Annotated in this window: 21 protein-coding genes and 2 pseudogenes; 11 read left to right on the forward strand and 12 right to left on the reverse strand. The window is 60.8% G+C overall.

The window, feature by feature from the left end; translation table 11 throughout:
* The first annotated feature begins 56 nt into the window (after positions 1-56).
* Positions 57-515 carry a GNAT family N-acetyltransferase gene (locus tag ACZ89E_RS03585; protein ID WP_476254846.1) on the forward strand — a complete coding sequence of 153 codons (459 nt, stop codon included), beginning with the start codon at positions 57-59 and terminating at the stop codon, positions 513-515.
* Between the two features lie 447 nt (positions 516-962).
* Positions 963-2,405 (forward strand): SulP family inorganic anion transporter, encoded by a 1,443-nt coding sequence (locus ACZ89E_RS03590; protein WP_476254847.1) that lies wholly within the window; start codon positions 963-965, stop codon positions 2,403-2,405.
* Between the two features lie 9 nt (positions 2,406-2,414).
* Here the strand turns inward: ACZ89E_RS03590 and ACZ89E_RS03595 are convergent, their stop codons facing one another.
* On the reverse strand, positions 2,415-3,317 hold the full coding sequence (locus ACZ89E_RS03595) for a LysR family transcriptional regulator (RefSeq protein ID WP_149659875.1): 903 nt from the start codon (positions 3,315-3,317) through the stop codon (positions 2,415-2,417).
* A gap of 95 nt (positions 3,318-3,412) precedes the next feature.
* Here ACZ89E_RS03595 and ACZ89E_RS03600 point away from each other — a divergent pair, with 95 nt between their 5' ends.
* Genes ACZ89E_RS03600 through ACZ89E_RS03620 form a run of 5 tightly spaced genes read left to right on the forward strand, consistent with a single transcriptional unit; the run spans position 3,413 to position 8,976 of the window.
* A complete protein-coding gene (locus ACZ89E_RS03600) occupies positions 3,413-4,633 on the forward strand; it encodes an MFS transporter (protein WP_476254848.1) in 1,221 nt (406 codons plus the stop codon).
* A 34-nt stretch (positions 4,634-4,667) separates the two neighbouring features.
* Complete coding sequence (locus tag ACZ89E_RS03605) at positions 4,668-5,492, forward strand: hypothetical protein (protein WP_463257859.1); 825 nt, start codon at positions 4,668-4,670, stop codon at positions 5,490-5,492.
* A gap of 53 nt (positions 5,493-5,545) precedes the next feature.
* On the forward strand, positions 5,546-6,787 hold the full coding sequence (locus ACZ89E_RS03610) for an MFS transporter (RefSeq protein ID WP_476254849.1): 1,242 nt from the start codon (positions 5,546-5,548) through the stop codon (positions 6,785-6,787).
* Between the two features lie 58 nt (positions 6,788-6,845).
* A complete protein-coding gene (locus ACZ89E_RS03615; protein ID WP_463257857.1) occupies positions 6,846-8,075 on the forward strand; it encodes a pyridoxal phosphate-dependent aminotransferase in 1,230 nt (409 codons plus the stop codon).
* Between the two features lie 55 nt (positions 8,076-8,130).
* On the forward strand, positions 8,131-8,976 hold the full coding sequence (locus ACZ89E_RS03620) for a hypothetical protein (RefSeq protein WP_476254850.1): 846 nt from the start codon (positions 8,131-8,133) through the stop codon (positions 8,974-8,976).
* Positions 8,977-9,253: 277 nt separating this feature from the next.
* Here ACZ89E_RS03620 and ACZ89E_RS03625 read toward each other — a convergent pair whose 3' ends face one another.
* On the reverse strand, positions 9,254-10,660 hold the full coding sequence (locus ACZ89E_RS03625) for a M15 family metallopeptidase (RefSeq protein ID WP_476254851.1): 1,407 nt from the start codon (positions 10,658-10,660) through the stop codon (positions 9,254-9,256).
* 26 nt (positions 10,661-10,686) lie between these two features.
* Positions 10,687-11,067 (reverse strand): annotated as a pseudogene (locus ACZ89E_RS03630) (helix-turn-helix domain-containing protein); the annotation flags it as partial.
* A gap of 142 nt (positions 11,068-11,209) precedes the next feature.
* Here ACZ89E_RS03630 and ACZ89E_RS03635 point away from each other — a divergent pair.
* Both ACZ89E_RS03635 and ACZ89E_RS03640 read left to right on the forward strand, forming a co-directional pair.
* Positions 11,210-11,413, forward strand: a pseudogene (locus ACZ89E_RS03635) (SDR family oxidoreductase); the annotation flags it as partial.
* A gap of 17 nt (positions 11,414-11,430) precedes the next feature.
* The gene (locus tag ACZ89E_RS03640) at positions 11,431-11,829 is read left to right on the forward strand and encodes a VOC family protein (RefSeq protein WP_476254852.1); all 399 of its coding nucleotides are present in this window, start codon (positions 11,431-11,433) and stop codon (positions 11,827-11,829) included.
* On the opposite strand, the gene ACZ89E_RS03645 is transcribed toward ACZ89E_RS03640, so the two are convergent.
* From ACZ89E_RS03645 to ACZ89E_RS03675, 7 genes are all read right to left on the reverse strand, one after another.
* Positions 11,824-12,342, reverse strand: coding sequence for a GNAT family N-acetyltransferase (locus ACZ89E_RS03645; RefSeq protein WP_476254853.1), 519 nt, complete (start codon positions 12,340-12,342; stop codon positions 11,824-11,826). The genes ACZ89E_RS03640 and ACZ89E_RS03645 overlap by 6 nt on opposite strands.
* On the reverse strand, positions 12,339-13,247 hold the full coding sequence (locus ACZ89E_RS03650) for a MurR/RpiR family transcriptional regulator (protein ID WP_476254854.1): 909 nt from the start codon (positions 13,245-13,247) through the stop codon (positions 12,339-12,341). The genes ACZ89E_RS03645 and ACZ89E_RS03650 overlap by 4 nt, the downstream gene beginning before the upstream one ends.
* A gap of 81 nt (positions 13,248-13,328) precedes the next feature.
* Positions 13,329-14,093 (reverse strand): ABC transporter ATP-binding protein, encoded by a 765-nt coding sequence (locus ACZ89E_RS03655; protein WP_476254855.1) that lies wholly within the window; start codon positions 14,091-14,093, stop codon positions 13,329-13,331.
* A 19-nt stretch (positions 14,094-14,112) separates the two neighbouring features.
* Complete coding sequence (locus ACZ89E_RS03660; RefSeq protein WP_476254856.1) at positions 14,113-15,225, reverse strand: succinylglutamate desuccinylase/aspartoacylase family protein; 1,113 nt, start codon at positions 15,223-15,225, stop codon at positions 14,113-14,115.
* 9 nt (positions 15,226-15,234) lie between these two features.
* The gene (locus tag ACZ89E_RS03665; protein ID WP_476254857.1) at positions 15,235-15,930 is read right to left on the reverse strand and encodes an ABC transporter permease; all 696 of its coding nucleotides are present in this window, start codon (positions 15,928-15,930) and stop codon (positions 15,235-15,237) included.
* Between the two features lie 16 nt (positions 15,931-15,946).
* Positions 15,947-16,636, reverse strand: a complete 690-nt coding sequence (locus ACZ89E_RS03670) for an ABC transporter permease (RefSeq protein WP_476254858.1) — start codon at positions 16,634-16,636, stop codon at positions 15,947-15,949.
* A 78-nt stretch (positions 16,637-16,714) separates the two neighbouring features.
* Positions 16,715-17,491, reverse strand: coding sequence for an ABC transporter substrate-binding protein (locus tag ACZ89E_RS03675; protein ID WP_476254859.1), 777 nt, complete (start codon positions 17,489-17,491; stop codon positions 16,715-16,717).
* Between the two features lie 415 nt (positions 17,492-17,906).
* On the opposite strand from ACZ89E_RS03675, the gene ACZ89E_RS03680 reads away from it, so the two are divergent.
* Together ACZ89E_RS03680 and ACZ89E_RS03685 are read left to right on the forward strand one after the other, a co-directional pair.
* On the forward strand, positions 17,907-18,947 hold the full coding sequence (locus ACZ89E_RS03680; protein WP_149659859.1) for an ABC transporter substrate-binding protein: 1,041 nt from the start codon (positions 17,907-17,909) through the stop codon (positions 18,945-18,947).
* Between the two features lie 409 nt (positions 18,948-19,356).
* Positions 19,357-24,129, forward strand: a complete 4,773-nt coding sequence (locus ACZ89E_RS03685; RefSeq protein WP_476254860.1) for a DUF3320 domain-containing protein — start codon at positions 19,357-19,359, stop codon at positions 24,127-24,129.
* A 219-nt stretch (positions 24,130-24,348) separates the two neighbouring features.
* Here ACZ89E_RS03685 and ACZ89E_RS03690 read toward each other — a convergent pair whose 3' ends face one another.
* Positions 24,349-25,653, reverse strand: a complete 1,305-nt coding sequence (locus ACZ89E_RS03690; RefSeq protein WP_476257013.1) for an MFS transporter — start codon at positions 25,651-25,653, stop codon at positions 24,349-24,351.
* A gap of 183 nt (positions 25,654-25,836) precedes the next feature.
* Entirely contained in the window at positions 25,837-26,697 is an 861-nt protein-coding gene (locus tag ACZ89E_RS03695; protein WP_476254861.1) for a CAP domain-containing protein, read from the reverse strand.
* Positions 26,698-26,750 lie beyond the last annotated feature (53 nt).

Below are 26,750 nucleotides of genomic sequence, written 5' to 3' on the forward strand. Positions count from 1 at the left end.
CGCCTGGCAGGATGGCGGCCCGCTACACTCGGACCAAACCCTAAGGAGGGAACAGCATGACCATCCACGCCCAACGCGCCGACGCCAGCCACCTCGACCCAGTCGCCCGACTCTTCGACGCCTATCGCGGTTTCTACGGCCAGCCTTCGAACCTGCAGCAGTCCCGGGACTTCATCGCCGAGCGCATCGCCCTGGATGAATCCGCGATCTTCCTCGCCCTGGCCGATGACGGTCAGGCACTGGGTTTCGTCCAGCTCTACCCGACGTTTTCCTCCATCGATGCTCACCGAACGTGGTTGCTCAGCGACCTCTTCACCGCACCGGCTGCGCGGGGCCGCGGGGTAGGGACGTTGCTGATGAACACCGCCCGCGCGTTTGCGCTGTCGACGGGTGCGAAGGGATTAGTGCTGGAAACGGCCACGGATAACTTCGGCGCGCAGCGTTTGTATGAGTCGTTGGGGTATGTGCGGGATACGGGCTATTACACCTACGGCCTCGATTTGAAGCAGGACTGATCTGAGTAGGAGCGAGGCTTGCCCGCGAAGAACGATAACGCGGTGTGTCAGGCACGACGCCTTCGCGAGCAAGCTTCGCTCCTACAAGGGATCGGGGCTGATTGGTGTGTAGGAGCAAGGCTTGCCCGCGAAGAACGATAACGCAATACACCAGACCCGACGCCATCACCGTAGGAGCGAGGCTTGCCCGCGAAGAACGATAACGCAATACACCAGACCCGACGCCATCACTGTAGGAGCAAAGCTTGCTCGCGAAGAACGATAACGCGGTGTGTCAGGCACGACGCCTTCGCGAGCAAGCTTCGCTCCTACAAGGGATCGGGGCTGATTGGTGTGTAGGAGCGACCAACCACTGGCCCAACCACCTCCAATTCCGTAACATCCCCACCCCTCATTCCCCGCCACTCCCCGCGGCCAGCTTCACCGGCCCGCATTTTCAGGTAAGCCATGAAACCACAACGCCTCCGCGCCGATGCCCTGGCCGGGCTCACGACCTCTTTTGCGTTGCTGCCCGAATGCATCGCCTTCGCCCTGGTCGCACATCTCAATCCACTGATGGGCCTCTACGGCGCGTTCATCATTTGCACATTGACCGCGCTGTTCGGCGGGCGGCCGGGGATGGTGTCCGGGGCGGCCGGGTCGATGGCGGTGGTGATTGTGGCGTTGGTGGTGCAGCACGGCGTGCAGTATTTGCTGGCGACGGTGCTGTTGGGTGGGTTGATCATGATGGCGTTCGGGCTGTTGCGGCTGGGTAAACTGGTGCGCATGGTGCCGCACTCGGTGATGCTCGGTTTCGTCAACGGGCTGGCGATCATCATTGCGTTGGCGCAGTTGGAGCACTTCAAGAGCGGCGACACCTGGCTCAGCGGCACGCCGCTGTACGTGATGAGCGGGTTGGTGGCGCTGACCATGGCGATCGTCTATCTGTTGCCGCGCCTGACGCGCGCGGTGCCACCCGCCTTGGTGGCGATCCTCGGTGTCGGGCTGGCGGTGTACCTGCTTGGCCTGCCGACTCGCACCTTGGGTGACATGGCGCACATCGCCGGCGGCTTGCCGACGTTGGCGTTGCCAGACATTCCCTGGACTCTCGAAACCCTGCGCATCGTCGCGCCCTACGCGATTTTGATGGCGCTGGTCGGCCTGCTGGAAACCCTGCTGACGTTGAACCTCACCGACGAAATCACCGAGAGCCGTGGCTACCCGGATCGTGAGTGCGTGGCGCTGGGCGCGGCGAATATGGTGTCGGGGGTGTTCGGCGGCATGGGCGGCTGCGCGATGATCGGCCAGACCGTGATCAACCTCAGCTCCGGCGGGCGTGGTCGGCTTTCCGGGGGGATCGCCGGGGTCATGATTCTGCTGTTCGTGTTGTTTCTATCGCCGCTGATCGAGCGCATTCCGCTGGCCGCGCTGGTGGGGGTGATGTTCGTGGTGTCGCAGCAGACCTTCGCCTGGGCCTCGTTGCGGGTGATCAACAAAGTGCCGCTCAACGATGTGCTGGTGATCATCGCCGTGACCACCATCACCGTGTTCACCGACCTCGCCACAGCGGTGCTCTGCGGGATCATCATTGCCGCGCTCAACTTCGCCTGGCAGCAGGCCCGTGAGCTGTACGCCGACACCTACCTGGAAACCGACGGCAGCAAACTCTATCGCCTGCACGGCACGTTGTTCTTCGCCTCCACCGCGCCGTTTCTCAATCAGTTCGATCCCGCCAACGATCCCGCCCTAGTGACCCTGGATTGCCGTCACCTGAGCTTCATCGACTACTCGGCCATCGCGGCGCTGAAAACCCTGCGCGAACGCTACGACAAGGCCGGCAAGCATATGCGGGTGTTTCACCTGTCGGAACGCTGCAAGCAAATGCTCAAGCGGGCAGGCGGGGATTACTGATCGCCGGCTTCATCGATCCCGCTGCAGCAGTTCCTCGACCACGCCCATAAAGGCCTCGACGAGCAGGCTGCGCCCCTGGGTTCGCGTGAGAATCAGCAGTTCCGCACGGGCGGTGGGGTCTGCCAGCGGCCGATAGGTCACGCCTTTTTTGGCCAGGGTCCTGGCGCACTCGGGGACCAGGGCGACGCCCTGGCCGGCGGCCACCAAGGCGATGATCGAAGTGATCTGCCGCCCCGACGGCCCCGGACGGATGGGCAGGTCGTTGCAGCGGTACAGGTGCTCGATGGATTCATTGAGCCCGGAGCCGTAATCGGCTGGAAACAGAATCAAGGGGTGCGCACTGAGCTGGGCCAGGGTGACCTCGTCCTGGCTGGCCAACGGGTTGTCGCTGGAGAGGGCGGCCACCAGGGGTTCGCCGCCCAGCGACAGGACCTGAACCTCGGTTTGCCCCGGTTCCGGCAGCAGACGGCTCAGCCCGATATCGATCCGGCCATCGACCACTTGCGAATACAGACTGGCGGACGCACTTTCCACCAGGGTCAGTTGCACGTCCGGGAAACGTTGGGCAAAGGCTTGCAGGGTTTGGCTGAACGGATCCGACAGCGCGATCGAACTGGCGTAACCCAGCGCCAACTGACCGGCAGTACCGGCGGCCAGCTTGCCGGCGATGACTTCTGTCAGGTTGGCCTGGTCCAGGACCGCTTGGGCGTAAGGCAGGAAATGCCGACCCTGGGCCGTGAGCGTGACCGTGCGGCTGGTGCGATCAAACAGGCGAAAGCCCAGCTCGGTTTCCAGGGCCGAAATCTGTCGGGTCAGGGGAGGTTGGGCGAGGTGCAGGCGCAATGCCGCGCGGCCAAAGTGCAGTTCTTCGGCGACCGTCAAAAAGTAACGTAGCTTGCGTAGGTCGAGCATCCTGATCCCTAGGTATTGATCGGTCCGAATTCGGTATTGGTGTTCGGCGGGCTGCGCATTCTATAAAGACCTTCGGCATTAAAACGAGAGGTCTCATGAATTCGCGCCTGCACAGTGCTCGCGTCGCCCTGTTTCTGTGTGGCTGTGCGGCTTTTCTCAACCTCTATTCAACCCAGAGCATTCTCCAGGAGTTTGCCCTGAGTTTTCAGGTGAGCGCTCGTCAGGCCGGCTGGAGTATCACCGTGACCACCCTGGCGGTCGCCCTCACGGCCCCGTTTGTCAGCCGCTTGACCGGTCGCTTCGAGCAACGCTCGGTGATTGTGGTCGCGGCGTTGTTTTTGGCGGTGCCGGCGCTGCTGGCCGCCCGTGCCGGCAGCTTTACCGAGCTGCTGGTGTGGCGCTTTATCGAAGGCATGCTCATCCCGGTGGTGTTCGCCACCAGCGTAGCGTACATCGGCGACCGCTGGCGCGGCGGCACCGTCACCGAAATCACCAGCCTGTATGTGGCCGGAACGGTGCTGGGCGGTTTTGCCGGGCGCTTCGTGTCGGGGATCATGACGCAATACGTGGGCTGGCGTGAGGCCTTTGAACTGCTGGCGATCATCAGCCTGCTGGTCGGCGTGGCCATCCACCTCCTGCTGCCGGCCAATCCAGTGTTGACGACCCAGGCTTCGCCTGTGCGTGCGCACACGTTTCGCGACCTGTGCCACAAGCCCCTGCTGGCGGCGTACGGCGTCGGTTTTTGTGTGCTGTTTTCCCAAGTGGCGACCTTTACCTACGCCGGGCTCTACCTCAGCCAGGCACCGTTCAACCTGGGCGCGGCGGCACTGGGGACGATTTATGCGGTGTTCCTGCTGGCGCTGGTGGTCATTCCGATTGCCGGCCGCTTGAGCAAACTGCGACCGCAATCCGAATTACTTACCGGCGCGGTGCTGCTCGGGGTCTGCGGCTCGATCCTGACCCTGATGCCTTCGCTGTGGCTGATCGTGCTGGGCCTGGCCCTGAGTTCGACCGGGGTGTTTCTGGCCCAGGCGTCGGCGAATGCCTTCATCACGGCCACCGCCCAATGCAACAAGGCCGGTGCCGTGGGCCTGTACCTGACCGGCTATTACCTGGGCGGCAGTTTCGGCGCCATCGTCCCGGCGATGATCTGGAGTCGCTGGGGCTGGCAAGGCTGCGTGGCGCTGATCATCGGCTTCCAGCTGTTGTCGCTGTTGATTGCCTTGACCGGCTGGAAACCCCTCAAACCCGACACCCCCGATACACCGGTCGCACGCGGCCGCAACGGTTCCAGCCGAACCGGTGAACCTGCCTGATTCATCATCCAATAAGGGAATATAAGAGGTGACCATGAGTAACGTAATGACCCGCCACAGCCAGTTGTTGAAGATCGTCGAACCGGTGCTGAACGACATGCCTGCCAGTGTGTTGAAGCATGCGCTGTTCGAGGCCTTCTGGAGTGAAGAAGAGGCGCTGGTGGACATTGAAAATGCGTTCGAACAGCTCACCTCGCGTCGTCATTCGCCGGTCGCCTTGCGCAAGTTTTTCGCCAGTTGGTCCAAGACCAACAACTCGGCCACCAGTGTGTCCGGCCTGGCCAACCGCATTACTTTGCTGGCGCGCTCCGAGCAAGGTTCCGAGTGCGCCGAGCAGCTGTACCGGGCCTGCGGCAGTCTGCAACGAATCACCGACGAGGACTTGGGTGCGCTGGGCAACATCGTGCACTCGGACCTGTTCTACAACATGGCCACGCCGTTGTGCGGCGATGACCAGTGGCTGCTGAAGGAAAACTGCCTGCCTTCAGCCCAGGCCTTCAAGGACTGGACCGACACCCGCCGCCTGCGTGATCGCGATTTGTTGCAAGGCCTGCTCACGACCTTGATCCACGAGGTGTACACCCACGGTGAAGTGGAATTTATCCACCCGCTGTACAAGCAGTGGTTCGTGCGCGACATGGGTGTGCCGGAAGCCAAGGCCCGCGCCACCGTCGCCTGGGTCACCGTGCATACCGGCGGCACCGAGAGCAATCATTTCGCCCATGCCGTGGCGGCGGTCAGTGAATTTGTCGATGCCATGCAAATCGCCGTCGACCACCAGACCGCGCGGGAAATCTTCGCCGAGTACCTGCGTCGCAAAGCCACGGTGATGAAGGATTGCGCGCAGCTGTTGCAGTGACGGTGGCTCAGCCTGCTTGACTCTCTACATCCACTTTCAAGTCGCACAAGACGATGAACGATCCGACACACGAAGTGGTTTGCCCGCGCACCACGCCACCGGCCGATGCCTGCGTGCGTCGTCGTTCGCTGGTGGCGGGCTGCGGCGCGCATGCCGTGCATGACGGGTTGACCGACGTTATCTACGTGCTGTTGCCGATCTGGCAGGCGCAGTTCGGCCTGAGTTTCGCCCAGATCGGCCTGCTGCGCGGGGCCTATGCCGGGATGATGGCCGGGTTCCAGCTGTTGGCCAGCCGCGCCGCCAAACGCTGGGGGCGCGAGCGCCTGCTGGTGGGCGGAACGGCACTCGCCGGCCTGGCTTATTTGCTGGCGGGGCAGGCGGGCGGTTTGACGGTGTTGTTGCTGGCGCTGCTGTTGGGCGGATTGGGCGCCAGTACCCAGCACCCGCTGGCCTCGTCATTGATCACCGACAGTTACGAGGCGGGCGGCGGGGTCAAGCAAGCGTTGGCGCAGTACAACTTCTCCGGCGATATCGGCAAGACGTTGATCCCGGGGTTGATCGGTCTGTTGCTGACGGTCATCAGTTGGCGTGCCAGCGTCACGCTGCTGGGCCTGCTAGGGCTGGCCGCTGCGGGACTGCTGTGGTGGTTGATCCCGGCGCGTACCGAGTCGGTGTCGGCAAAAAGCAAAGCGTCCAAGGCGATAAATGGGCAGGGTTCTGCCAGCGGGCTGCGGGCCCTGATCCTGACCGGCACCCTGGACAGCGCGGTGCGCATGGGTTTTCTCACCTTCTTGCCCTTTCTGCTCAAAGACAAGGGCGCCGGTACGGCGGGCATCGGCCTGGCCTTGACGATGCTGTTCGTGGGCGGCGCGTTCGGCAAGTTGCTGTGCGGCTACCTGGGCGCGCGCATTGGCATGGTCAAGACCGTGTGGCTGACCGAGTTCACCACGGCGGTGCTGATCGTAATGGCGGTGTACCTGCCGTTTTTCGGCCTGATGGTGATGTTGCCGCTGTTGGGGCTGGTGTTGAACGGCACCTCGTCGGTGTTGTACGGCGCCGTGCCCGATCTGGCGGGGCCGGGCAAACGCGAGCGGGCGTTCGCGACGTTTTACACCGGCACCATCGGCGCTGGCGCGCTGGCGCCGGTGTTGTTTGGCGCTCTCGGCGACGTCACTGGGGTGCCCGTCGCGGTGATGCTGTTGGCCGCCACCCTGTTGCTGACGCTGCCGTTGTCCTGGTGTGTGCAACGCGGCCTGGACGCGGATGCACGGTTGTATCAGAGCGCGAGTCGTTGACGGGCCACCGCCCGTGAGCCGGTCGCTTGGTTTTCAAGTCGTTTTCGCAGGTAGAAGAATGAATCACAGTGAGCCCTCTGCAATCCGATTGGCGTTATCCCATCGAGCCCTGATTCTCAAGGCGCCCGGCACCTCCAGCATGCGCAGCAAAGCCAATGCCTTGAAAGAAAGTGGCATCAAGGTCATCAACTTCGCGGCGGGCGAACTATCGTTCGATGCCAGCGCGGACATGAAGGCGGGCGCCATCGACGCCATCAACGGCGCACGCAATCGCTACACACCGCCCATTGGCTTGCCTCAGCTTCGTGAACGCCTGGCGCAACAGGTCAGCCAGCGCTGCGGTGTCCCGTACGCCGCCAATGAAGTGGCCGTGACCGCCGGCGCCAAACAAGCGCTCTACAACGCGGCGATGGTGCTGCTCAATCCCGGAGATGAGGTGATTGTGCCGACGCCTTACTGGGAAAACTCGCCCACGCAGATCCTGTTGGCCGGCGCCACACCCGTGTTTGTCGATACCCGAGGCAACGACTATCGCTTGACCTGCAACGCCGTTGAAAGAGCCTTGTCGCCACGCACCAAAATGATCGTGATCAACACCCCGAACAACCCCACGGGCACGGTTTATCAACGAGAGGAGTTGCGCAAGATTGCAAAGCTCGCCTTCGATCATCGGCTCTGGGTGGTGTTCGATGAGTGCTACCGCAAACTGGTGCGCCATCCCCATGAACATCACAACATCGTGTCGCTGTTTCCGGCCCTGAAAAACCAGACGGTACTGGTCGATTCGTTCTCCAAGAGCCAGGCCGTCACGGGCTGGCGCATCGGTTACGCCTGCGCCCCGGCCCAGGTCATCGCGGCCATGCACAACTTGCAGGGCCACACCACGTCCCACCCCAGCAGCCTTGCCCAATATGCGGCGCTGAACGCCTTGATCGCCGATTCACCGGACTTCGCCCGCCAGATCAATACCTTCCTCGACAGCCAACTGCAGGCAGCGTGTACCAGTCTGGGTTATGTCGACGCCGTGACCTGCGCGCCACCGGAAGGGGCGTTTTACCTCTATATCGATGTCTCCCGGAAGCTGGGTTGCCGTTACCTCGGCACGAAAATCCGCGACGTCGATCATCTCGCCGATCTGTTATTGAGCGAGGCGCATATTGCCGTCGTCCCCGGCTCAGGCTGTGGCGACCCCAACAGCATCCGGATTTCCTACGCCGTCGAGCGTGAAGAATTGATCGAAGGCATGACGCGTTTCGTTCAGTTCATGGCAGACGTCGTCGCGGATTGACGGCGGGTATTCATCTTGCCCTAGAGCAATGAACCACCTAATAAGGAGATAAGCCGTGGAACAGTTGAGCCGGAATTTTATCGGGTACGTCAATCAGGCACTGGTTGATGTCGAGGACAGAAATCTTGTTGAAGCGCTGCTGAGTGGTTTTCACCGCCACCCCGACAAGCTGGATAAATATTGCGAAACCTATGTCGACATGACGTCCAGCAACTGGACCGAGTCGTCACTGTGCACGTTCTTTTGCGGCTGGCGCAGCCCGGACGGCGAGGCCCATGCGGTTTCCAGCATTATTGTGCGGATCCTGCAGGAGTCCGAGTCGTTAACCGACGATGGCAAGTTGAAGATGCTGGAAGCGGCGCGGCACTGCGGCGAAATCATCATTGAAGACGTGGGGCTCGGCGAAATGCACGGGCATCCGCACCATTCGAAGTTGTATTACCGCATGGCGTCGGCCATTTGCGGCTCCGATGACTGGCGCCTCCAGGACCGCTTCCTGGACCCGGTCACCAAGGCGTTTTCCAGTGGGGTCGAGGAGAAAAGCCCCCTGGCACCGGAGCTCATCGAAGCGCTGGAAATGATGGCCATGACCGAGCTGTTCAACACTGGCGAATACAACCTGATGACCCCGATGTGGAAACAGTGGCTGCGCGAAGTGCGGGGTTATCCGTCGGGTGAGGCCAATCGCGTCGCCGCGTTCCTCAGTGTGCATTGCGGCAGCGTCGAGGCCCGGCATTTCAAGCATGCGGCACAGGCACTGGAACTCTACGCCAGCGCAACCGCACAACCGATCAACTACCTGCGCATCGAGCGGCTGTCCAGGGACTACGTGGCCAAGGCCTGTGAACACCTCGGGAAGATGGCGTCGGTGTTGCGCAGCGAAGTGCCTGCCTGGGACTGAACCTATCCCGGCCATTTATGCAGCGGAGTTCGACCACTACTTGGTGCCCCTGGACATGACTCATCCGTAACTGGATTCTGGTGGCAAAGGGGCTTGCCTGTGGTGAGGGGGCTTGTCTGTGGTGAGGGGGGGGTGCCTGTGGTGGGGGGGCTTTCCTGTGGCGAGGGGGCTTGCCCCCGTTGGAGCGCGAAGCGGTCCCAAAAAGGCGAGCGCTGCGCACTCGAACGGGGGCAAGCCCCCTCGCCACAGGTTTTGTGTCAGGCCATATAGATTGGCTTCACCGCTCTGGAAGCCCCCAACGCTCACGCAACTGCGCATATTCCGCCTCGGGCAACTGCACCAGCAACGGCGTCTGCCGTGGATCCAGCCAGGTGAACAACCGCGCAATATTCGCCGGGTCCATGGCCGTACACCCCAGTGTCGGCGACGTTGGCCCGCGCCAGATATGGAAGAAAATGCACGAGCCCGAACCGGCCGCCGCCGGGCTGTTGTGCTCGATGAAAATCCCCTGGCGGTACATGTCGTCCTTGCGGCGCATGGTTTCGGAACTGTTCCAGTCCTTGGCCAGCGTCGCGCCGTCGACCAGTTGGTTGTAGCGTGTGGACTGGCCGTCATCGACGCATTCGACGGTCGCGCTCAGCGGCAGGTAGGGCAGTTGGGTATCGGCGGTTTTGTCGTAACCAAACGCTGTGCCGAGTTTGAAGATCCCGGCCGGAGCTTTGCCGTCACCTTCACGTTTGACCGGCCCTGCGCGTTGGTCAACGACGGTCAGGCCCTTGCCCCAGGCCAGTCCGCTTTTACCGACCACCACCGCAAACGGTTCGCCGGATTTTTCAAAGGTTTGCCCGTGGCGTTCATAACGCTGGGCGGTGCCCTGGATGTCGGTCCAGTTTTTAGTGGTGACGATGATTAACTGATGACTGCTGCTGAGCTCCATCGGGGTAATCGGAAAATCCATCACTTGGTTCAACGCCGGATTGCCGTTCCAGGTGAAGTGCCACCACTCTTTCGAATAGCCGACAAACCCTTCTTTTTCCATGGCGCTGGTCAGTCGCTGGCGATTGGCTTGGGCGGTCGCATTGATCGCGGTGCTGTCAGTGTGGGCCGGTTCGTCGAAGCAATCGAAACCGGTGCCCATGTCGAGCGCGCCGTCGTGCCAGCGCTGACCATACGGGGCGGTGCAGTCGACATTTTTGGCGGCAGGCGTCCAGGTAGCGGCGGGCAGGGCGCCTGGGCCGGTCAGGGTCAGGTCCACCGTGCTGCCCTTGGAATGCCCCGAGACCCGCGCCACATACCCCAGGCGCCAGAAGTCCTGCTTGTTCACGCGCGCATAGAACTCGGCTTTGCTTGGATCACCCGGCACCTTGGCGAAATTCCCCATATCCGCAACCGCGCGGGCAGGGCGATAACAGTCAAAAACCTTCAACCCATAGCCTTGCGCGTGAAGCGCGGTTTGCACCCGGGCAAGGGCCTTGGCCGCGTCCGCCGACAACAGGCATTCGGGTGCCTCGTAACCGTCGAGCGGGTGGCCGGTGAAGTTATGGGCCGTGGCGTAGCGGATGTCTTGCTCGATGCTCGGGGCGATGGTGCGCAGATAAACCATGTGCTCGGGCCGAGGCTCGGCGCTGGCCATGTTCGGTACGATAAGGCACAGGGCCGTCAGGGTTTTGCTGAGTGTGTGCATGGGATGCCTCCAGAGAGTGTCCGTATTCACCGGTTCGCGCCTCGGGTATCCGCCAGAATCCGCGCCGCATCCCGCGCCGGTGGCAGACCGAATACGCGGGCATAGTCGCGACTGAACTGGGTGGCGCTTTCATAACCGACGTCGAACGCGGCGCTGGTCACGCTGTGGGCGCTGGCCACCAGCAGCGTGCGGGCATGCAGCAGCCGAACGCGCTTTTGATACTGCAAGGGGCTGAAGTTGGTCACCGCTTTAAAGTGGCGGTGGAAGGCCGACACACTCATCGCCGCTTTCTGCGCCAAGGCGTCCACCCGCAATGGCTCGGCGAAGTCGCGGCGGATCCACTGGATGGCCAGGCTCACGCGGGTCATCGCCGAATCGGGCGCGGCGATTTCCCGCAGCATCGAGCCCTGGACCATCGCCACCCGTGGGATACCGGTCTCGGTGCGGCGGTTTTCGGCCTTGGCGGCGAGGGTTCTGAGTTCATTCAGTTGATCGTTCATGGGGCGACATCTGATCCCATGGCCACCCGTGGCGCAAGCAAAAAGCAGAAACAGGCAGTTTCCGAGTGCGATCCGCACGGAGCTGGGCGGCGGCCTGAACGACGAGTTCGAAGCCCTGCTCGCCACACAAACCGCCCTCGCTCGGGTCGGCGAACCGGACGATGTCGCGCGGGTCATCGCCACGCTATTGTCCGAGGACAGCGGCTGGATCAACGGGCAGAGCATCGAAGTGGCGGGCGGCTACATCATCTGAATCAGGGAGGCGAATCCATGCTCGATCATGTGTTTATTTCAGTCAGCGACATCGAGCGCTCGGTGCGTTTCTACAGCGCGGCGCTGGCCCCGCTGGGGATTACCGGGCGTCTCGACTATGACGGCAAGGACGGTCCGCCGGGCCATCCGGACCTCAAGGGTTTCGGCGCGCAAGGGCGAGTATTCTTTTGGTTGCGTGAAGGGGTGGTGGAGGGCAGGGCCGCGCATGTCGGGTTCGTCGCCAACAGCACCGCTGAAGTGGACGCCGCCTATGCTGCGGCAATGGCGGCCGGCGCTACCGACAATGGCGTGCCCTGTGCACGGCTGTATTACGACCCGCGCTATTACGCCGCCAATGTGTTCGACCCGGATGGCTATAGCCTTGAGTTCGTCTACAAGAGCTGGCATCACTCATGAGTCACGGTTGGCCTTGAACACCAGGCTCTGCGGTTGTCCCGGCACGTCATCGAGCACATCGATGCGCCGCATGCCGATCTTCTCCAGCACACCGATTGAGGCCTGGTGGTTCGGCCGCACCAGTGCAAACACCTGCTCGGCATTCAATTCATCAAAGGCGAATGCCAGCGCAACGTTGCCGAGTTCCGTGGCGTAACCCTTGCCCCACGCGGCGGTGTCAAACCGATAACCGAGGTTCAGTCGCGCGACGTCGAGGTAGTTGTATAACGCGATACCACCGAAACCGATGAGATGCTCCGGCGCTTCACGGGTGGCAATCGCCCATTGTCCGTAGCCGTTGTCGTTCCAGTGTTTAAGCCAGCCCTCCAGCAAGGCCTCAGCCCGATGGATGTCGGCCAGCGGCCCGGCCGGGTTGAATTGATTCGTCGCCGGATCGCCGTAGATCGCAAACAGACGCGCCAGGTCTTCGGCGTTCGGTGGCCGCAGGATCAATCGCGCCGTAGTGATCGTCACTTTTTCGGCGCCTTGCCACTGCTGGGAATGTGCAGGTAAGCCATCACGCTTTCCGTTAGTTCGGTCGCCAGTTTCACCGCTTCCTTGTTCCGCGCCATCACCCCCGCGACCAAACCTTCGATCAACGCCAGCACGGCGATGTTGGAGCTGGTCAGCACCGGATGATCGGCCGGGGCGAACAGGGTGTGTTCGGCGATGCTGGTCAGCGGCGAAGCAGGGGAGTCGGTGATCGCCAGCACCGTGGCGCCACGTTCGTGGGCGAAGCGCGCAAGTTGCAGGGTGTCCAGGGAATAGCGCGGCAGGGAGATCGCCAGCAGCACGTCCTGATCGGTGATCGCGGCCAAACGGTACGCGGCGTTTTCGTTGCCGCCCTCCATGCTGATCGCGGTGGCGTCGGCGCAGAACGGCATCAGGGTCGAGGCGGCGAGGCCTGCGAAGTAGACGCTGTTGCCGAAGCCGAGGATGTAGATCTTGCGCGCATTGATCAGGCAGGTGACGAAGGCTTCGAAAGTGTCGGCGTGGTTGTTGGTCGCCGCCGTGGCGAGGTTGCTGCTGGCGCTGTGGATTTGCTCATGCAGGCCAAACGCGCCGCCGGTGCGCTGGGCCAGTTCGTTGCGCAGCTTGTCCACCGGCGACACCATTTGCTGCAAGGTGGCGACCAGTTCGGCCTTCATGCCGGTGTAGCCACCGAGGTCCATGGCTTTGGCCAGGCGGTTGACGGCGGCGGGCGAGGTCGAGGTTTCGTGGGCCATCTCCTCGATGGTCAGCGTCGCGGCGCGCAAGGGGTGACGCAGGATAAAATCCGCAACCTTGCGCAGCGACGGCGGCAACTCGGCGACGATTTCCGCCAGTTTGCGCATGACCGGCGCGGCATAAACCGTGGTGTTTTTCGAAGAGATCGGCATGTGCGGCTCAACAGTTCCTGAGGGCATAAGGTTGGCTGGAGTGTATCCGAAGCCAACCGTGGGTGCGCAGCGCCAGCGGGATTACTTCAAGCTCCCGGACAGAAACTGCTGCAGGCGTTCGGACTTTGGGTTGACCAGCACTTCGCGCGGGTCGCCACGCTCCTCGACCTGGCCTTTGTGCAGGAACACCAATTGGTTCGACACCTCCCGGGCGAAGCCCATTTCGTGGGTCACCACGACCATGGTTCGGCCTTCCAGCGCCAGGTCCTGCATGACTTTGAGCACTTCGCCCACCAGTTCCGGGTCGAGGGCCGAGGTCGGCTCGTCGAACAGCATCACTTCCGGTTCCATGGCCAGTGCCCTGGCAATCGCCACGCGCTGCTGCTCGCCGCCGGACATGTGCGCCGGCCACGCGTCCTTGCGATGGGCGACGCCGACTTTGTTCAGGTAGTGCTCGGCCTTTTCCCGCGCCTCTTTCTTGCTGATGCCGAGCACATGCACCGGGGCTTCCATCACATTTTCCAAAGCACTCATGTGCGACCACAGGTTGAAGTGCTGGAACACCATCGACAACCGCGAACGCATGCGTTGCAACTGTTTCGGCTCGGCAGCCTTGAGCCCGCCGAGTGTGTTGCTGACCAGTTTCAGTGGCTCGCCGTTGAGCACGATGTTGCCGGCGTTGGGCTGTTCCAGCAGGTTGATGCAGCGCAGGAAGGTGCTTTTGCCGGAGCCGCTGGAGCCGATAATGCTAATCACGTCACCGGCCTTCGCTTCCAGAGAAACACCCTTGAGTACTTGGTGGGCGCCGTAGCTTTTGTGCAGGTTCTGGATTTCAAGTTTGTACATGCTGTTCACTCTTCTGGCGTCAGTCGCTGAGCAAGCGACCCTGGCGAATAAGGCGGGTACCGGCAACTTTGGCCAGCCACAAACCGGGTTGGGCGAAACGCAGGCGTTCCCGGGCATAGAGGATGCCGTCGGTGCTGGCGCTCACGATGCTGTGGCGGTCGGTCAACGGATCGAGCACTTCAAACAATGGATCGCCGACCCGCACTCGCGCGCCCAGCGGTTGCAGGAAACTCACCACGCCGGGGTGCGGCGCGTAGGCGTATTGCGCGCCGGCAAACGGCGTGGCGTCACAGCAGAATAACGGCGCTTCGGGCCAGTCACCGCTGATCAGGCCTTGTTCGGCGAGGTAGCCGAGAATGGCTTCGGCGCTGTCGACGCAGGGCTCGCGCTCGGTGTCAGCCATGCCGCGCAATTCAATGGTGGTCGCCACGCACGCCAGTGGAATAGCGGCTTCGGGGAACAGCTCGGTCAAGCGCAGCCAAGGGAAGGCGCAGGCTTCATCGAAGGCACTGCCGCCGGCATCTTCGGCCAGCAGTGCGGCGCCGGCGCCGAGGCGAGCGGCCAATGAACGCAGGCGCGGCCAGTTTTGCGGCATGGCGTAAAGCAGCATGATCGACTCGAAATCGCAGTGCAGGTCCAGCACCACGTCGGCATCACACGCATGCTCCAGCAGCAGGCGGCGCAGGCCATCGAGTTCCGAGGTCGCGGGTGGCATGTCGGCGAGGACGTCGGCCATGGCGCGGCGAATCAGCGTGGTGTTGAGGTCGGCGTCGTCGCCCAATTGACCTTGCACCAACGCCGCCACGGCTTCGGTCAGCTCCGGGAAGTCGCGGTTGAAATTCTTGCCGCTGTTGAATTCGAAGCGACCCTGATGCGTGGCCTGGAACATCTGGGCGATGCCGATCGGATTGGCCATCGGCACCAGTTCGATCACGCCGTTCAGCCGACCTTGCTCCTCCAGCACCCGCAAGCGGCGCTTGAGCTCGACCGCCACGCGCATCCCCGGCAACTCATCGGCATGCAGGGACGCCTGGATGTACGCCTTGCGCGATCCGCTGCCAAAGCGAAACAGCGACAGGCGCCGTTCCGTGCCCGAAGCACTCCACGGCAACAAATATTCAATGTGTTCCATACACGCTCCTTAGTGCTTGCGCGGTGCCAGGTACGCCAGCCAGCGGCGCTCGGCCAGCTTGAACAGACGCACCAGAATGAAGGTCAGGGCCAGGTAGATCAGGCCGGCGGTGATGAACGCCTCGAACGGTAAATAGAACCGCGCACTGACCGTTCGCGCAGCGCCGGTGATGTCCACCAGCGTGACAATCGACGCCAGGCTGGTGGTTTGCAGCATCATCAAGACTTCGTTGCTGTACTGCGGCAGCGCCCGGCGCAGGGCCGAGGGCAGCAGGATTCGCCGGTACAAGGTGAAGCGCGACATGCCCATGGCTTTCGCGGCTTCGATCTCGCCGTGGGCCGTGGACTTCAGGCTGCCGGCCAGCAGTTCGGCGCTGTAGGCACTGGTGTTGATCGCGAACGCCAGGCAAGCGCAAAAGGTCGCGCTGGACAGGTACGGCCAGAGCGCGCTTTCCCGCACGGCGGCGAACTGCGCCAGGCCGTAATAGATCAGGAACAATTGCACCAGCATCGGCGTGCCGCGAATCACGTAGGTGTAGAGCCACGCCGGGAAGTTGAGCAGCGGCGAGCGGGACACGCGCATCAGGGCCAGCGGGATCGCCAGCACCAGGCCGAACGCCAGGGAAATCAGCAGCACTTTGAGGGTCAACAAGGCGCCGTTGAAGTACAGCGGCAGGTTGTCCCAGATCAGGTTGTAGTCGAGCATTGAGGGCAGCTCCCGATCACAATTCGGCGGCTTTGATGCCGACCGAGTAGTGTTTTTCCAGATAGCGCAGCACCAGCAATGACACGCTGGTGAGCATCAGGTACAGCGCCGCCACCGCGAGAAAAAAGGTGAACGGTTCGTGGGTCGCATCCGCAGCGTTCTTGGCTTTGAACATCATGTCCTGCAACCCGATCACCGAAATCAGCGCGGTGGATTTGGTCAGCACCAGCCAGTTGTTGGTGAACCCCGGGATGGCGAAGCGAATCATCTGCGGCACCAGGATTCGCCAGAACACTTGTGCGCCCGTCATCCCATACGCCGCGCCGGCTTCGGCCTGGCCTTTGGGGATCGCCATGAACGCGCCGCGAAAGGTTTCCGAGAGGTAGGCGCCGAAAATGAAGCCCATGGTGCAGACGCCGGCGATGAAGGGATTGATGTCGATGTAGTGGATGTAACCCAGCGCAAGGGCGATGCGGTTCACCAGGTCCTGGCCGCCGTAGAAGATCAGCAGGATCAGCACCAGGTCCGGGATGCCGCGAATCAGCGTGGTGTAGCTTTCGCCGAGCATGGCCAGCCATTTCAGGGGCGACAGGCGAAAGGCTGCACCGATCAGGCCGAGGGCAATCGCCATGGCCATGGAGGTCAGGGCCAGGTTGATGGTCAGCCAGGCGCCATCGAGAATGCTCGATCCGTAGCCGTGAAGCATGATGAAGTCCTCAAAAAAACCGCGAGACAAACCGCTGCGCCGCGTGCCGGAGACGGGCGCCCGGGTGACAGGTAAGGGTTACTCGCCGTAGATATCGAACGCGAAGTACTTGGCCATGACTTGCTGGTACTTGCCGTTGGCGCGGATCGCGTCAATCGCGGTGTTGAGGCGTGCGGTGTTCACGCTGTCCCCCTTGCGCACCGCGATCCCGGCGCCGCGACCGAAGTATTTCGGGTCGTTGATGTCTGGCCCGACGAGGGCGAAACCTTTGCCCGCTGGCGTTTTGATAAAGCTCTCGTCGGTGTTGACGATGTCGGCAAGGGTGGCGTCGAGGCGACCCGAGGCGAGGTCGAGGAACGCTTCGTTTTGCGAGCCGTAGCGCACGACGCTGACCCCGGCTGTTTCCAGTTGCTCGGTGGCGAAGCGGTCATAGGTCGAAGAGCGTTGCACCCCGACTTTCTTGCCCTTGAGGTCCACCAGCGGATCGTTGATCACGTTGCCGGCCTTCATCGCGAACTTGCCCGGCGTGTGGTAGTACTTTTTGCTGAAGTCGACCGACTTCATCCGGTCTTCGGTGATCGACATCGACGACAGCACCGCGTCGATCTTGCGCACTTTGAGCGAAGGGATCATGCCGTCGAACTCCTGGATCACCCACTCGCACTTGACCTTCATTTCCTCGCACAGCGCGTTGCCGATGTCGTAGTCGAAACCACTGACGTAGCCTTCCGGCGTCTTGTAGGAGAAGGGCGGGTAAGCGGCTTCGATGCCGATGCGCAGGCTGTCTTCATCGGCGTGAGCAAGGAAGCTCGCGGCGCAGAGGGTCAGGGCGCCTAGAAGTGCTGTCTTGTTCATATTGTTGACTCCTTGGGGTTGTTTTTGTGTGGCTATAAATGACACGTAATATTTCATTAATCAATACACTGAAAATAAACATATCAAAACGAGGCGCAAAAAAATCCCGGCTTTGCGCAGGACTTGGAGGTGGGAGGCGTGTCGCAGAGCGCTTTGAGCGGGACGAATACCGTCAGTCGGATCCGCCGCTAGAGAGCTTTTTTATCGCTCCCAAGCATATTTTTAATAATTTTCCTCTGTAGAGGGATGTCGCACTATCGAGCCACACCCTGCGTGGTTCGGCGTTCCCGGATGGAAGCCGTTGCTCATAACGATGTCGGTCCCAGGAGGCCAGCACGATGGAACTGTTATTGGTCTCTGGCCAGCACTGCCCGGCTTTACCCTAATTTTAAAAAAACAGCTGCGGGAGCGTTCCATGTCTTTAACCTTACGTACGTGCATCCCTTTTTCCCTGGCCCTGTTGTGCACTGGTGCATTCGCCACGCCGCAGGATTTGACCGTCATTTCCTTTGGCGGCGTCACCAAGCAGGCCCAGGACAAAGCCTACTTCCAACCTTTCAACGCCAGCGGTGCCGGACGCATCGTCGCCGGCGAATACAACGGCGAGCTGTCGAAGATCAAGGCCATGGTCGATGTCGGCCACACCAGTTGGGACGTGGTTGAAGTCGAAAGCCCGGAACTGTTGCGCGGCTGCGATGCCGGTTTGTTCGAGAAACTGGACGCCGCCAGTTTTGGCGACCAGAGCCAGTACGTGCCGGGGACCTTTACCGAGTGCGGCGTGGCCACCTACGTGTGGTCGATGGTCATGGCCTACGATCAGAACAAACTGACCAAGACCCCGAGCTCCTGGGCGGACTTCTGGAACGTCAACGACTTCCCGGGCAAGCGCGGGCTGCGCAAAGGCGCCAAGTACACCCTGGAAATCGCGTTGCTGGCCGATGGCGTCGCGCCGGATCAACTCTACAAAGTCCTGAACACCCCCGAAGGCGTGAGCCGCGCCTTTGCCAAGCTCGACAAGATCAAGTCGAACATCCAGTGGTGGGAGGCCGGCGCCCAACCGGCGCAGTGGTTGATTGCCGGTGACGTGGTCATGAGCGCCGCCTACAACGGCCGCATCGCCTCGGCGCAGAAAGAAGGCATGAACCTGAGCATCGTCTGGCCGCAAAGCCTCTACGACCCGGAATACTGGGCCGTGGTCAAAGGCACGCCAAACAAGGCCCTGGCCGAGCGCTTCATCGCCTTCGCCAGCCAGCCCCAGACCCAGAAAGTGTTCTCGGAAAACATCCCCTACGGCCCGGTCCACCGCCAGGCTTTGGCCCTGCTACCGCCGCAAGTGCAACAGCAACTGCCAACCGCCGACGCCAACATGGCCAAGGCCCGGGCAGTGGATGCGGAGTTCTGGGTGGACCATGGTGAGGAGCTGGAAGAGCGGTTTAATGCGTGGGCTGCGCGTTGAGTCCGTTCAAAAATAGAACTAACGATGAATAACCTGTGGCGAGGGAGCTTGCTCCCGCTGGACTGCGCAGCAGTCCCTCTTTGGGGGGGGGCGCTTCGCAACCCAGCGGGAGCAAGCTCCCTCGCCACAGGTTTGGTGTCATGCCCGGCTGGCTGGCACCTGTCCTGCCTGTGCCGCGTCGAATCCGCTTTTTTGAGACGTGTGGTCCGTCATCAATATCAAAGCAACCCTTCATATCCTCGAAGCTATGCCAACAGCATCTATAGTCTTAACGGAAATTAATGTTTACAGACGCCATTAGTTCGTTGTGATAGCGATGATCGTCGTTCATGATCCAAGGCTCCGCCGTTGAGTGATGGCCATTCGGCCTCATCGTTTCCAGCCTCGACCACGTTTCAAGAGAGTCTCCATGAGTTCAGGGATTAGTCAAAAGCTGCAGGGTAGCCGCAAGGAACTGCTTGATATCGGCCTTCGCAACACCATGCTGAATTTCCGCGCGTCAGCCAGGACGTTGGCGGTGGTGGATGAGCTGTCCGAATCGGTGTTCAACCTGCTCTATCGGCAGGAAAAGGCTATGACTTTTTCGCCGAAGGCGCGCCAAAGGATGGTGACTTTGGCGAGGTTCGAGCTGCCAGACGAAGACGACGCTCAGGACGCTGCGACTGATGAGTTGCTATTGGATGAGCTCGACAGTTCGGGTGAGTCGTATGCTGTCGACAATGAGGTAGACGAGGCGGGTCGAGCGCGGCGGCATACAGACACGCGGTTGCAGACCGTTCTGGAGGAGGAGCGGCTTTTTCTGCAATTGCTCAGGATTCATTCTGAGGCGCGTGCCTTCATCGAGGAGCAAGGGGTCAACACGCTGTTTCTGGCGCTGGGTTTCTTACATTGGTATGAAGCCGATAGCTCGGAGAATTTGCGCAAGGCTCCTTTGATGCTGTTGCCTGTGACTCTTGAGCGTGGCGGTGCAAAGGACGCCTTTAAACTGAAGTACTCTGGCGACGAGTTGATGCCGAACTTGTCATTAATCGCCAAGCTCAAGACCGATTTTGGTCTCGACCTCGCGGCTTGTGACTTCAATGAAGATCGCTTCGAAACTACAGAAGGTAGCCTCGACGGTTTTTATGCTGAAGTGGCGGATCTGGTTAGTAAGCAACCCCGCTGGAAAGTGTCAGTAAACGAGGCAGCCCTCGGTTTCTTCTCCTTTGGCAAGTTTTTGATGTTCAAGGATCTGGACCCGAAGAGTTGGCCGCAGGATCAGCAACCGGATGTACACCCGGTAATCAATCGACTACTGGGCTCTGGCTTTGGTGATCAGCGACCTGCCTATGCCGAGGATGTGAACATCGATTCGGTGCTCCAGCCAGGAGAGGTGCGATTCGTCAAAGATGCAGACAGTAGCCAGACTGAAGCGATTCTCGAAGTGCGCGAGGGCGCCAACCTGGTTATTCAGGGACCACCTGGCACCGGTAAGTCGCAGACCATTACTAACATCATCGCGGAACTGATTGCCCAGAAAAAAACCGTATTGTTCGTGGCCGAAAAAATGGCCGCTCTGGAAGTAGTTAAACGTCGTCTCGACGAATGCCACTTAGGCGATGCGGTACTTGAATTACACAGCCACAAATCCACCAAAACCTCGGTGCTCAAGGAGCTGGGTCGAACACTTGATCAGGGTCGCCCGCTGACTAAGGTGGGTGAGGACGACCTGGCCAATCTGGCGCAGTTACAAGGTAATTTGAACCAGTATTGCGCCGCGGTTAGTGCGCGTGTAGGTGCCAGTGGCCAGGATTTTGTCGAGGTGCTGGGTCATTACCTCGCACTCAAGCGAAACTACGGCGTATTGCCAACGATTGCGTTCGCGCCGATGGCGTCATGGACTCAAACGGATCAGCAAAAGCGCCGCGATTTAGTTGTAGAACTGACACTTCACCTCAAGGAGATGGGTCGTCCAGACCTGAACCCATTCTGGGGTAGCAAGCGAACTTATTTTTCTCCTATTGAACAGAACAGCGCTAATGACGCATTGCAACAAGCAAGTGCACATCTAGCGGCACTAGACGCAGCCGCCAAGGCGCTTTCGTCACGACTGATGCTGACCCAGCCTGCGACCCTCGCCGACGTTGCTGTTATCTGCCGCGCCGCAAGGCGTGCGGCCGAAGCACCCCGTTTACAAGGTGTAGAGCTGAGTACCGGTGACTGGCAGCTGCGCCGCGATGCCATTCGCGAATTACTCGATGCAGGTCAGCGCATGAGCACCTGCAAGGCTAGCCATGGCGGTCAATTGATCGAGGCCGCATGGGAGCAGGATTTGTTGGAGGTTCGCCAGAACCTGCTGGCTTACGGTGACAAGTGGTGGAAGGTGTTTTCGGGGCGCTATCGCGGGGCCAAAGCTCGCTTGCAAGGGCTTGGACAGGGTGCGTTGCCCGCTAGTAATGCCGAACAACTCCTTTTGGTCGATTCGGTTCTGACCTATCAACAAAGCCAGAAGGTCTACGACCAACACGAGGGCCTGGGCAGCGCCCTTTTCGGTGCTCAATGGCAGCGCCAGCAGTCCGACTGGGCAGTGCTCGAGCGCGTCAGTGCCTGGGTTGTCCAGTTGTACGAAGACCTCGGTAATGGTCATGTTCCACAAGGGATCATCGCGTTCCTTGCCGGGCACACGGACGCCAGTGGGCTTGGGGATACGGTGAGTGACATCGAGGAGCATCTCGCTGGTCTCACCGAGTCATTGCAACGAGGCCTGGAAGTCATCGGTATGCAGGATGACACCGCGCAGACACTGCAAAGCCTGGATCTTTCTGCCTTGGGCGCGCGCTTGCAGTTGTGGCAGTCCAGCCTCAACGCGCTGTACCAGCTGGCTCGCCTCAATGTACTGTCGGGCGAGATGCACCAGGCCCAATTGGACGAGTTATTGAACATCGCCCTACGCAGCGAAAACCCCGATCAGATACCCGCGATTCTCGACTTTTCCTGGTATTCGGGGCTTGTGCAGAAGGCCTACGCCGAAAAGCCACCGTTACAACAATTTGATCGCATCAAGCACGAACACCAGATTGCCAGGTTCAAGGCACTTGATACCGCTTCATTGAATCACGCTCAAACGTATCTCGCGCGTCAGGTATGGGAGGACATGCCTAACGTGAATCAGCCGGGTGAAATGGCAATCTTGCGCGCGGAGCTGAATAAGAAGCGTCGGCACATTCCGATTCGCCAATTGATCGACAAGGCTGGGCGGGCCATTCAGCAAATCAAACCCGTGTTCATGATGAGCCCTATGTCCATCGCCAACTTTCTTCCTCCGGGCAAGCTGGCATTCGACGTCGTAGTGTTCGACGAAGCCTCTCAAGTGAAAGCCGTCGACGCATTCGGCGCAATTTTACGAGGCAAACAAGTGGTGGTAGTGGGTGATACCCGGCAAATGCCACCTAGCGATTTGTTTAGCCGTGACATCGCACCTGATGACGAAAATGACGTCACTGCCGACATCGAAAGCATCCTCAGCATGTTTAAGGCGGCGGGTAGTCAGGAACGCTATCTGCGCTGGCACTATCGCAGCCGGCACGAATCACTTATCGCGGTCTCCAACGTGGAGTTCTATGAAAGCAAGTTGGTGGTCTTTCCCTCGGCAGGCCAGCATATCCACGCCAAAGGTGTGAGCTTCGATTATCTACCGCAGGCACTGTATGACCGTGGCCGCACACGGACCAACAAGGATGAAGCCAAAGCGGTTGCTCAGGCGGTGATGAAACATGCACTGGAAACACCGGAGCTTTCGTTGGGCGTGGCGGCATTCAGCGTTCCGCAGCGTGACCTGATTAACGTTGAAGTTGAGTTGTTGCGGCGCAAGACACCCCAAGCCGAAGTGTTTTTCACCGCACAGGGAAGCGAGCCATTCTTTGTAAAAAACCTGGAAAACATTCAGGGGGATGAGCGTGATGTGATCTTCATCAGCATTGGTTATGGCCGCAATGAATCCGGTCGTATCGCTCGTGAGTTCGGCCCACTCAATAAAGATGGAGGGCATCGCCGGCTCAACGTGTTGATTACGCGGGCCAAATTGGCGATGCGCGTGTTTTGTAACTTCCGTGGCGATGAGTTGGAGATTGATACCACCGCCAAACACGGCGTACGTGCCTTGAAAAACTTCCTGAAGTACGCAGAAACAGGCGAACTGGAAGTTGCCATGGAAACCGGAAAGCCTACTGACTCACCTTTTGAGGATGAAGTGATCCGTTCCTTGCGCGATCTGGGCTATCAAGTCGAGCCTCAGGTCGGAACTGCGGGGTACTTCATCGATCTGGCCGTGAAAGACCCCGAGTTCCCGGGCCGATATGTGCTGGCTGTCGAATGCGACGGCGCGGCCTATCACAGCTCGCGCTCGGCGCGTGATCGCGACCGCCTGCGTCAAGGTGTGCTTGAAGGGTTGGGTTGGAACTTCCATCGAATCTGGAGCACCGATTGGTTCCGCAATCCTCAGCAAGAAATTATTCGCACCGTGGCAGCCATTGACGCGGCCCGAGAGCGCATAGCAAATCGTCGAGATGCGTCCTCGGTCAATGAAGTGTTGATCGAGCCTCTACATGAAATTCTGCGTGATGAAACCGTTTCCGAAGTCGATCCGGTCGCTAGCCTGCCTTATAAAAAGGCTCGGCTTGCTGCGGTTACTAACCAAGTGGAATTGCATCAGCACCAACCCGAACATCTACTGCAGTTGATACGCACAGTGGTCGATATTGAATCTCCGGTGCATTCAGTTGAAGTCACCCGACGTCTCATGGAGGCTTTCGGAGTGACAAGGCAGGGCGCGAGAATTACTGCCGCCGTGGAGAACGCAATTGGTTTGGGTGTTAGGCAAAGGCACTTCTCGCGCCGGGGTGAATTTCTGCACCCGGTGGACAATCGCCCAGTTGTCATCCGTAGCCGGGCCCATTGGGAGTCCGCCGAACGCAAACTTGAGTGGGTGGCGCCGGAAGAACTTGATCAGGCCTTAATAGAAATCATCATCTCGGGTTTTTCCATGAGTCCAGACGACGCGATATCTGGTGCGCTGAGACTTCTCGGCTTCGGCCGCGCTACGGCTAAAGTAACTACGCTGTTGGAAGAAAGAGTCGATCAACTGACAAGTAGCAGACGGTTGGAGCTGCGAGAAGGTCGATTGATGGTTACAAGTTCCAGTTGATGGTGAAGCGGTTGCGATCAGAGGGCGAGTTGCGAAGAGGGTATTTGTTGATTCGCAGAGAGTGGGGATTGCCCACTCTGCGCAGCGGACCTCGTTATTCCAAGCACAGAAGGGGACTGCTGCGCAGTCCAACGGGGGCAAGCCCTCTCGTCACAGCAAGCCCCCTCGCCACAAAAGCCGATCGCCACAGGGGTGAGTGTCAGCCCTTGAACCTGTGGTTTAGCGCGCCACCAACCGCAACCCACTCGCCACACTCCCCACCGCCGCAAACCCAGCCCCGATACTCAACGCCAGCACCGGCCCGTGAGTTCCCGAAATTCCGAAACTCAACGCCACCAACGCCGCGCCGGTTGCCTGGCCAATCAGCCGGGCCATGGCGATGGTGCCGCTGGCACCGCTGGCGCGTTCCCGGGGGGCGCTGGTCATCAGGGCTTTTTGGTTGGGGGCCTGGAAGAAGCCGAAACCGATGCCGCAGATGATCATGCGAATCACGATCCCGGCGGCGCTGGGGTCGCTTGGCAGCAAGGCGAAGGAGACCATGCCCGCACTGAGGATGGCCAGGCCGATGCCGCCGAGCAGGCCGGGCGGATAGGTGTCGGACAGGCGCCCGGCCATCGGTGCGATGAGGGCCACGACGATGGACCACGGGGTCATCAGAAAACCGGTCTGGATCGGGTCGCGTCCCAGGGTGGTTTCGAAGAAGAACGGCAGCGAGACGAACGCCAAGCCTTGGGTAGCAAATGAACAGAACGCGGTCAGTGCCGATAAGGCAAACATCGGGCGCTTGAGCAGGTCCAGCGGGAACATTGGCGTCGGATGCCCGGCCTCGCGGCGCAACATCAACGCCCCGGCGATCAGGAACACCGCCAGGGCGATCACCACGCTGCTCACCGAGCCCAACTGCGCTGCCTGGCTCAGGGAGAAGATCAGCGCCCCGAACGCAATGACGTTGAGCACCGCGGTCAGCCGGTCAAACACCAGCGCTTTGGGCTGGCTGGTCGGCAAGGAACTCCAGGCGAAGGCGAGGGCAAATAAACCGAGGGGCAGGTTGATTGCAAACAGCCACGGCCAATTGGCCACCGACAGCACCAGAGAGGCGATGGTCGGGCCGGCGGCGAAGCAGGTGCCGACCACCAGCGCGTTCAAGCCCAGACCGCGACCGAGGCGTTCCGGGGGGAAGATCAAGCCGATCAACGCGGCGTTGACGCTCATGATCGCGCTGGCCCCGACGCCCTGGAGGACGCGCGCAACCGTCAGGGTCGGCAGCGACCACGCCAGCGCACACAATCCCGACGCCACCACAAACAGAATGATCCCGCTGAGGAACACCTTGCGATGGCCGATGATCCCGCCGAGTGCGGCAAACGGCAGCAGCGTGGCCACGGCCGCCAGTTGATAGGCATTGATGATCCACACCGACGCGGCAGGGGAGGCCTGCAAATCCGCGGCAATGGTCGGCAGCGCGGTGTTGGCGATGGCGGTGTCGAGCACCGCGAGGGCAATCGACACCAGAATCGCCAACAGCCCACGGCGTTCACGGGGGGAGAGTTGGCCGGGGACGGCGGCGGGTAGATTCGTGGCGGGCTGAGTCATCAGTTTCGACTGGCCATGACTGAAAGACGGATCATGCTGATTCCCCATGTGCAGGCGACGCGCAAGGCCCTCACTCTACCTAAATCTTTTGCGGTTCTGTAGACGCTTGGCGACTCACTTCGCCCCGAACAGCATCGTCCAGTACACGCCTTCATCGCTGCGCGCATCCGTGGCAAACGCGGCGCCGACCTGGGTGAACATCGGGTTCATCAGATTGGCGCAGTGCCCGGGACTGGCCAGCCAACCGGCCATCGCCTTGCTCGGCGAACCCTGACCGGCGGCGATGTTTTCGCCGATCTGCCGGCCACGATAGCCCGCCGCCCTGGCCCGGTCCGCCGGCATTTCACCGTCGGGGTCCTGGTGCGCGAAATAATTGCCGTAGGCCATGGCCTTGCTGTGGCCTTGCGCGGCGGCGCCCAACGCGGCGTTCCAACTCAGCGGCCGGGCGGCGGCGAAACGCTGGCGACCACACATGCGCGGCCGTGCCCGGGCGGCGTTGACCTCGGCCAGCAGCGTCTTGCTCGCCGCTCGACTGTCGCCTATACGGCTGTCGAGCAACGGCCGCGCGAGCACCACTTGCCATTCGCTACGGGCGCGGCTGATGCCGATGTCGGCGTACTGCGCATCGAGCAGCGCCCCGCAGTAGTTGCTCTGCAACATGTCGAAAGCGTCCTCGGCATCTCGTGCGCCGACCAGGCGAATAGTGCGCACTGTCACCGCTTGATAGCCGTTCTGCTTCAACCCCTCACGCAACGCGCCGCCATAACCGATGGGCAACGCCAGGTTCGACTTCAGCGCCAACGGCGTCAACGCCTGGGTTGGGCGCACTGAGCAGCGGCGGGGGTGGGCACGGTAGTCGTTGATGTCCGACACCAGTTGCCGTTCCTCACTGGCGTGGGCGGGCGTGGCAAACAGGGAAAACAAAGGAACGAGGCAGAGCGAAACAACGCGAAAGGACACGAGGGCTTGGCGCATGGGGCGAACGGCTCGGATGAAAGACGACCATGGGGCTGAGGCTGCGCTGGCCT

This window comes from Pseudomonas sp. TE3899 (assembly GCF_056279105.1).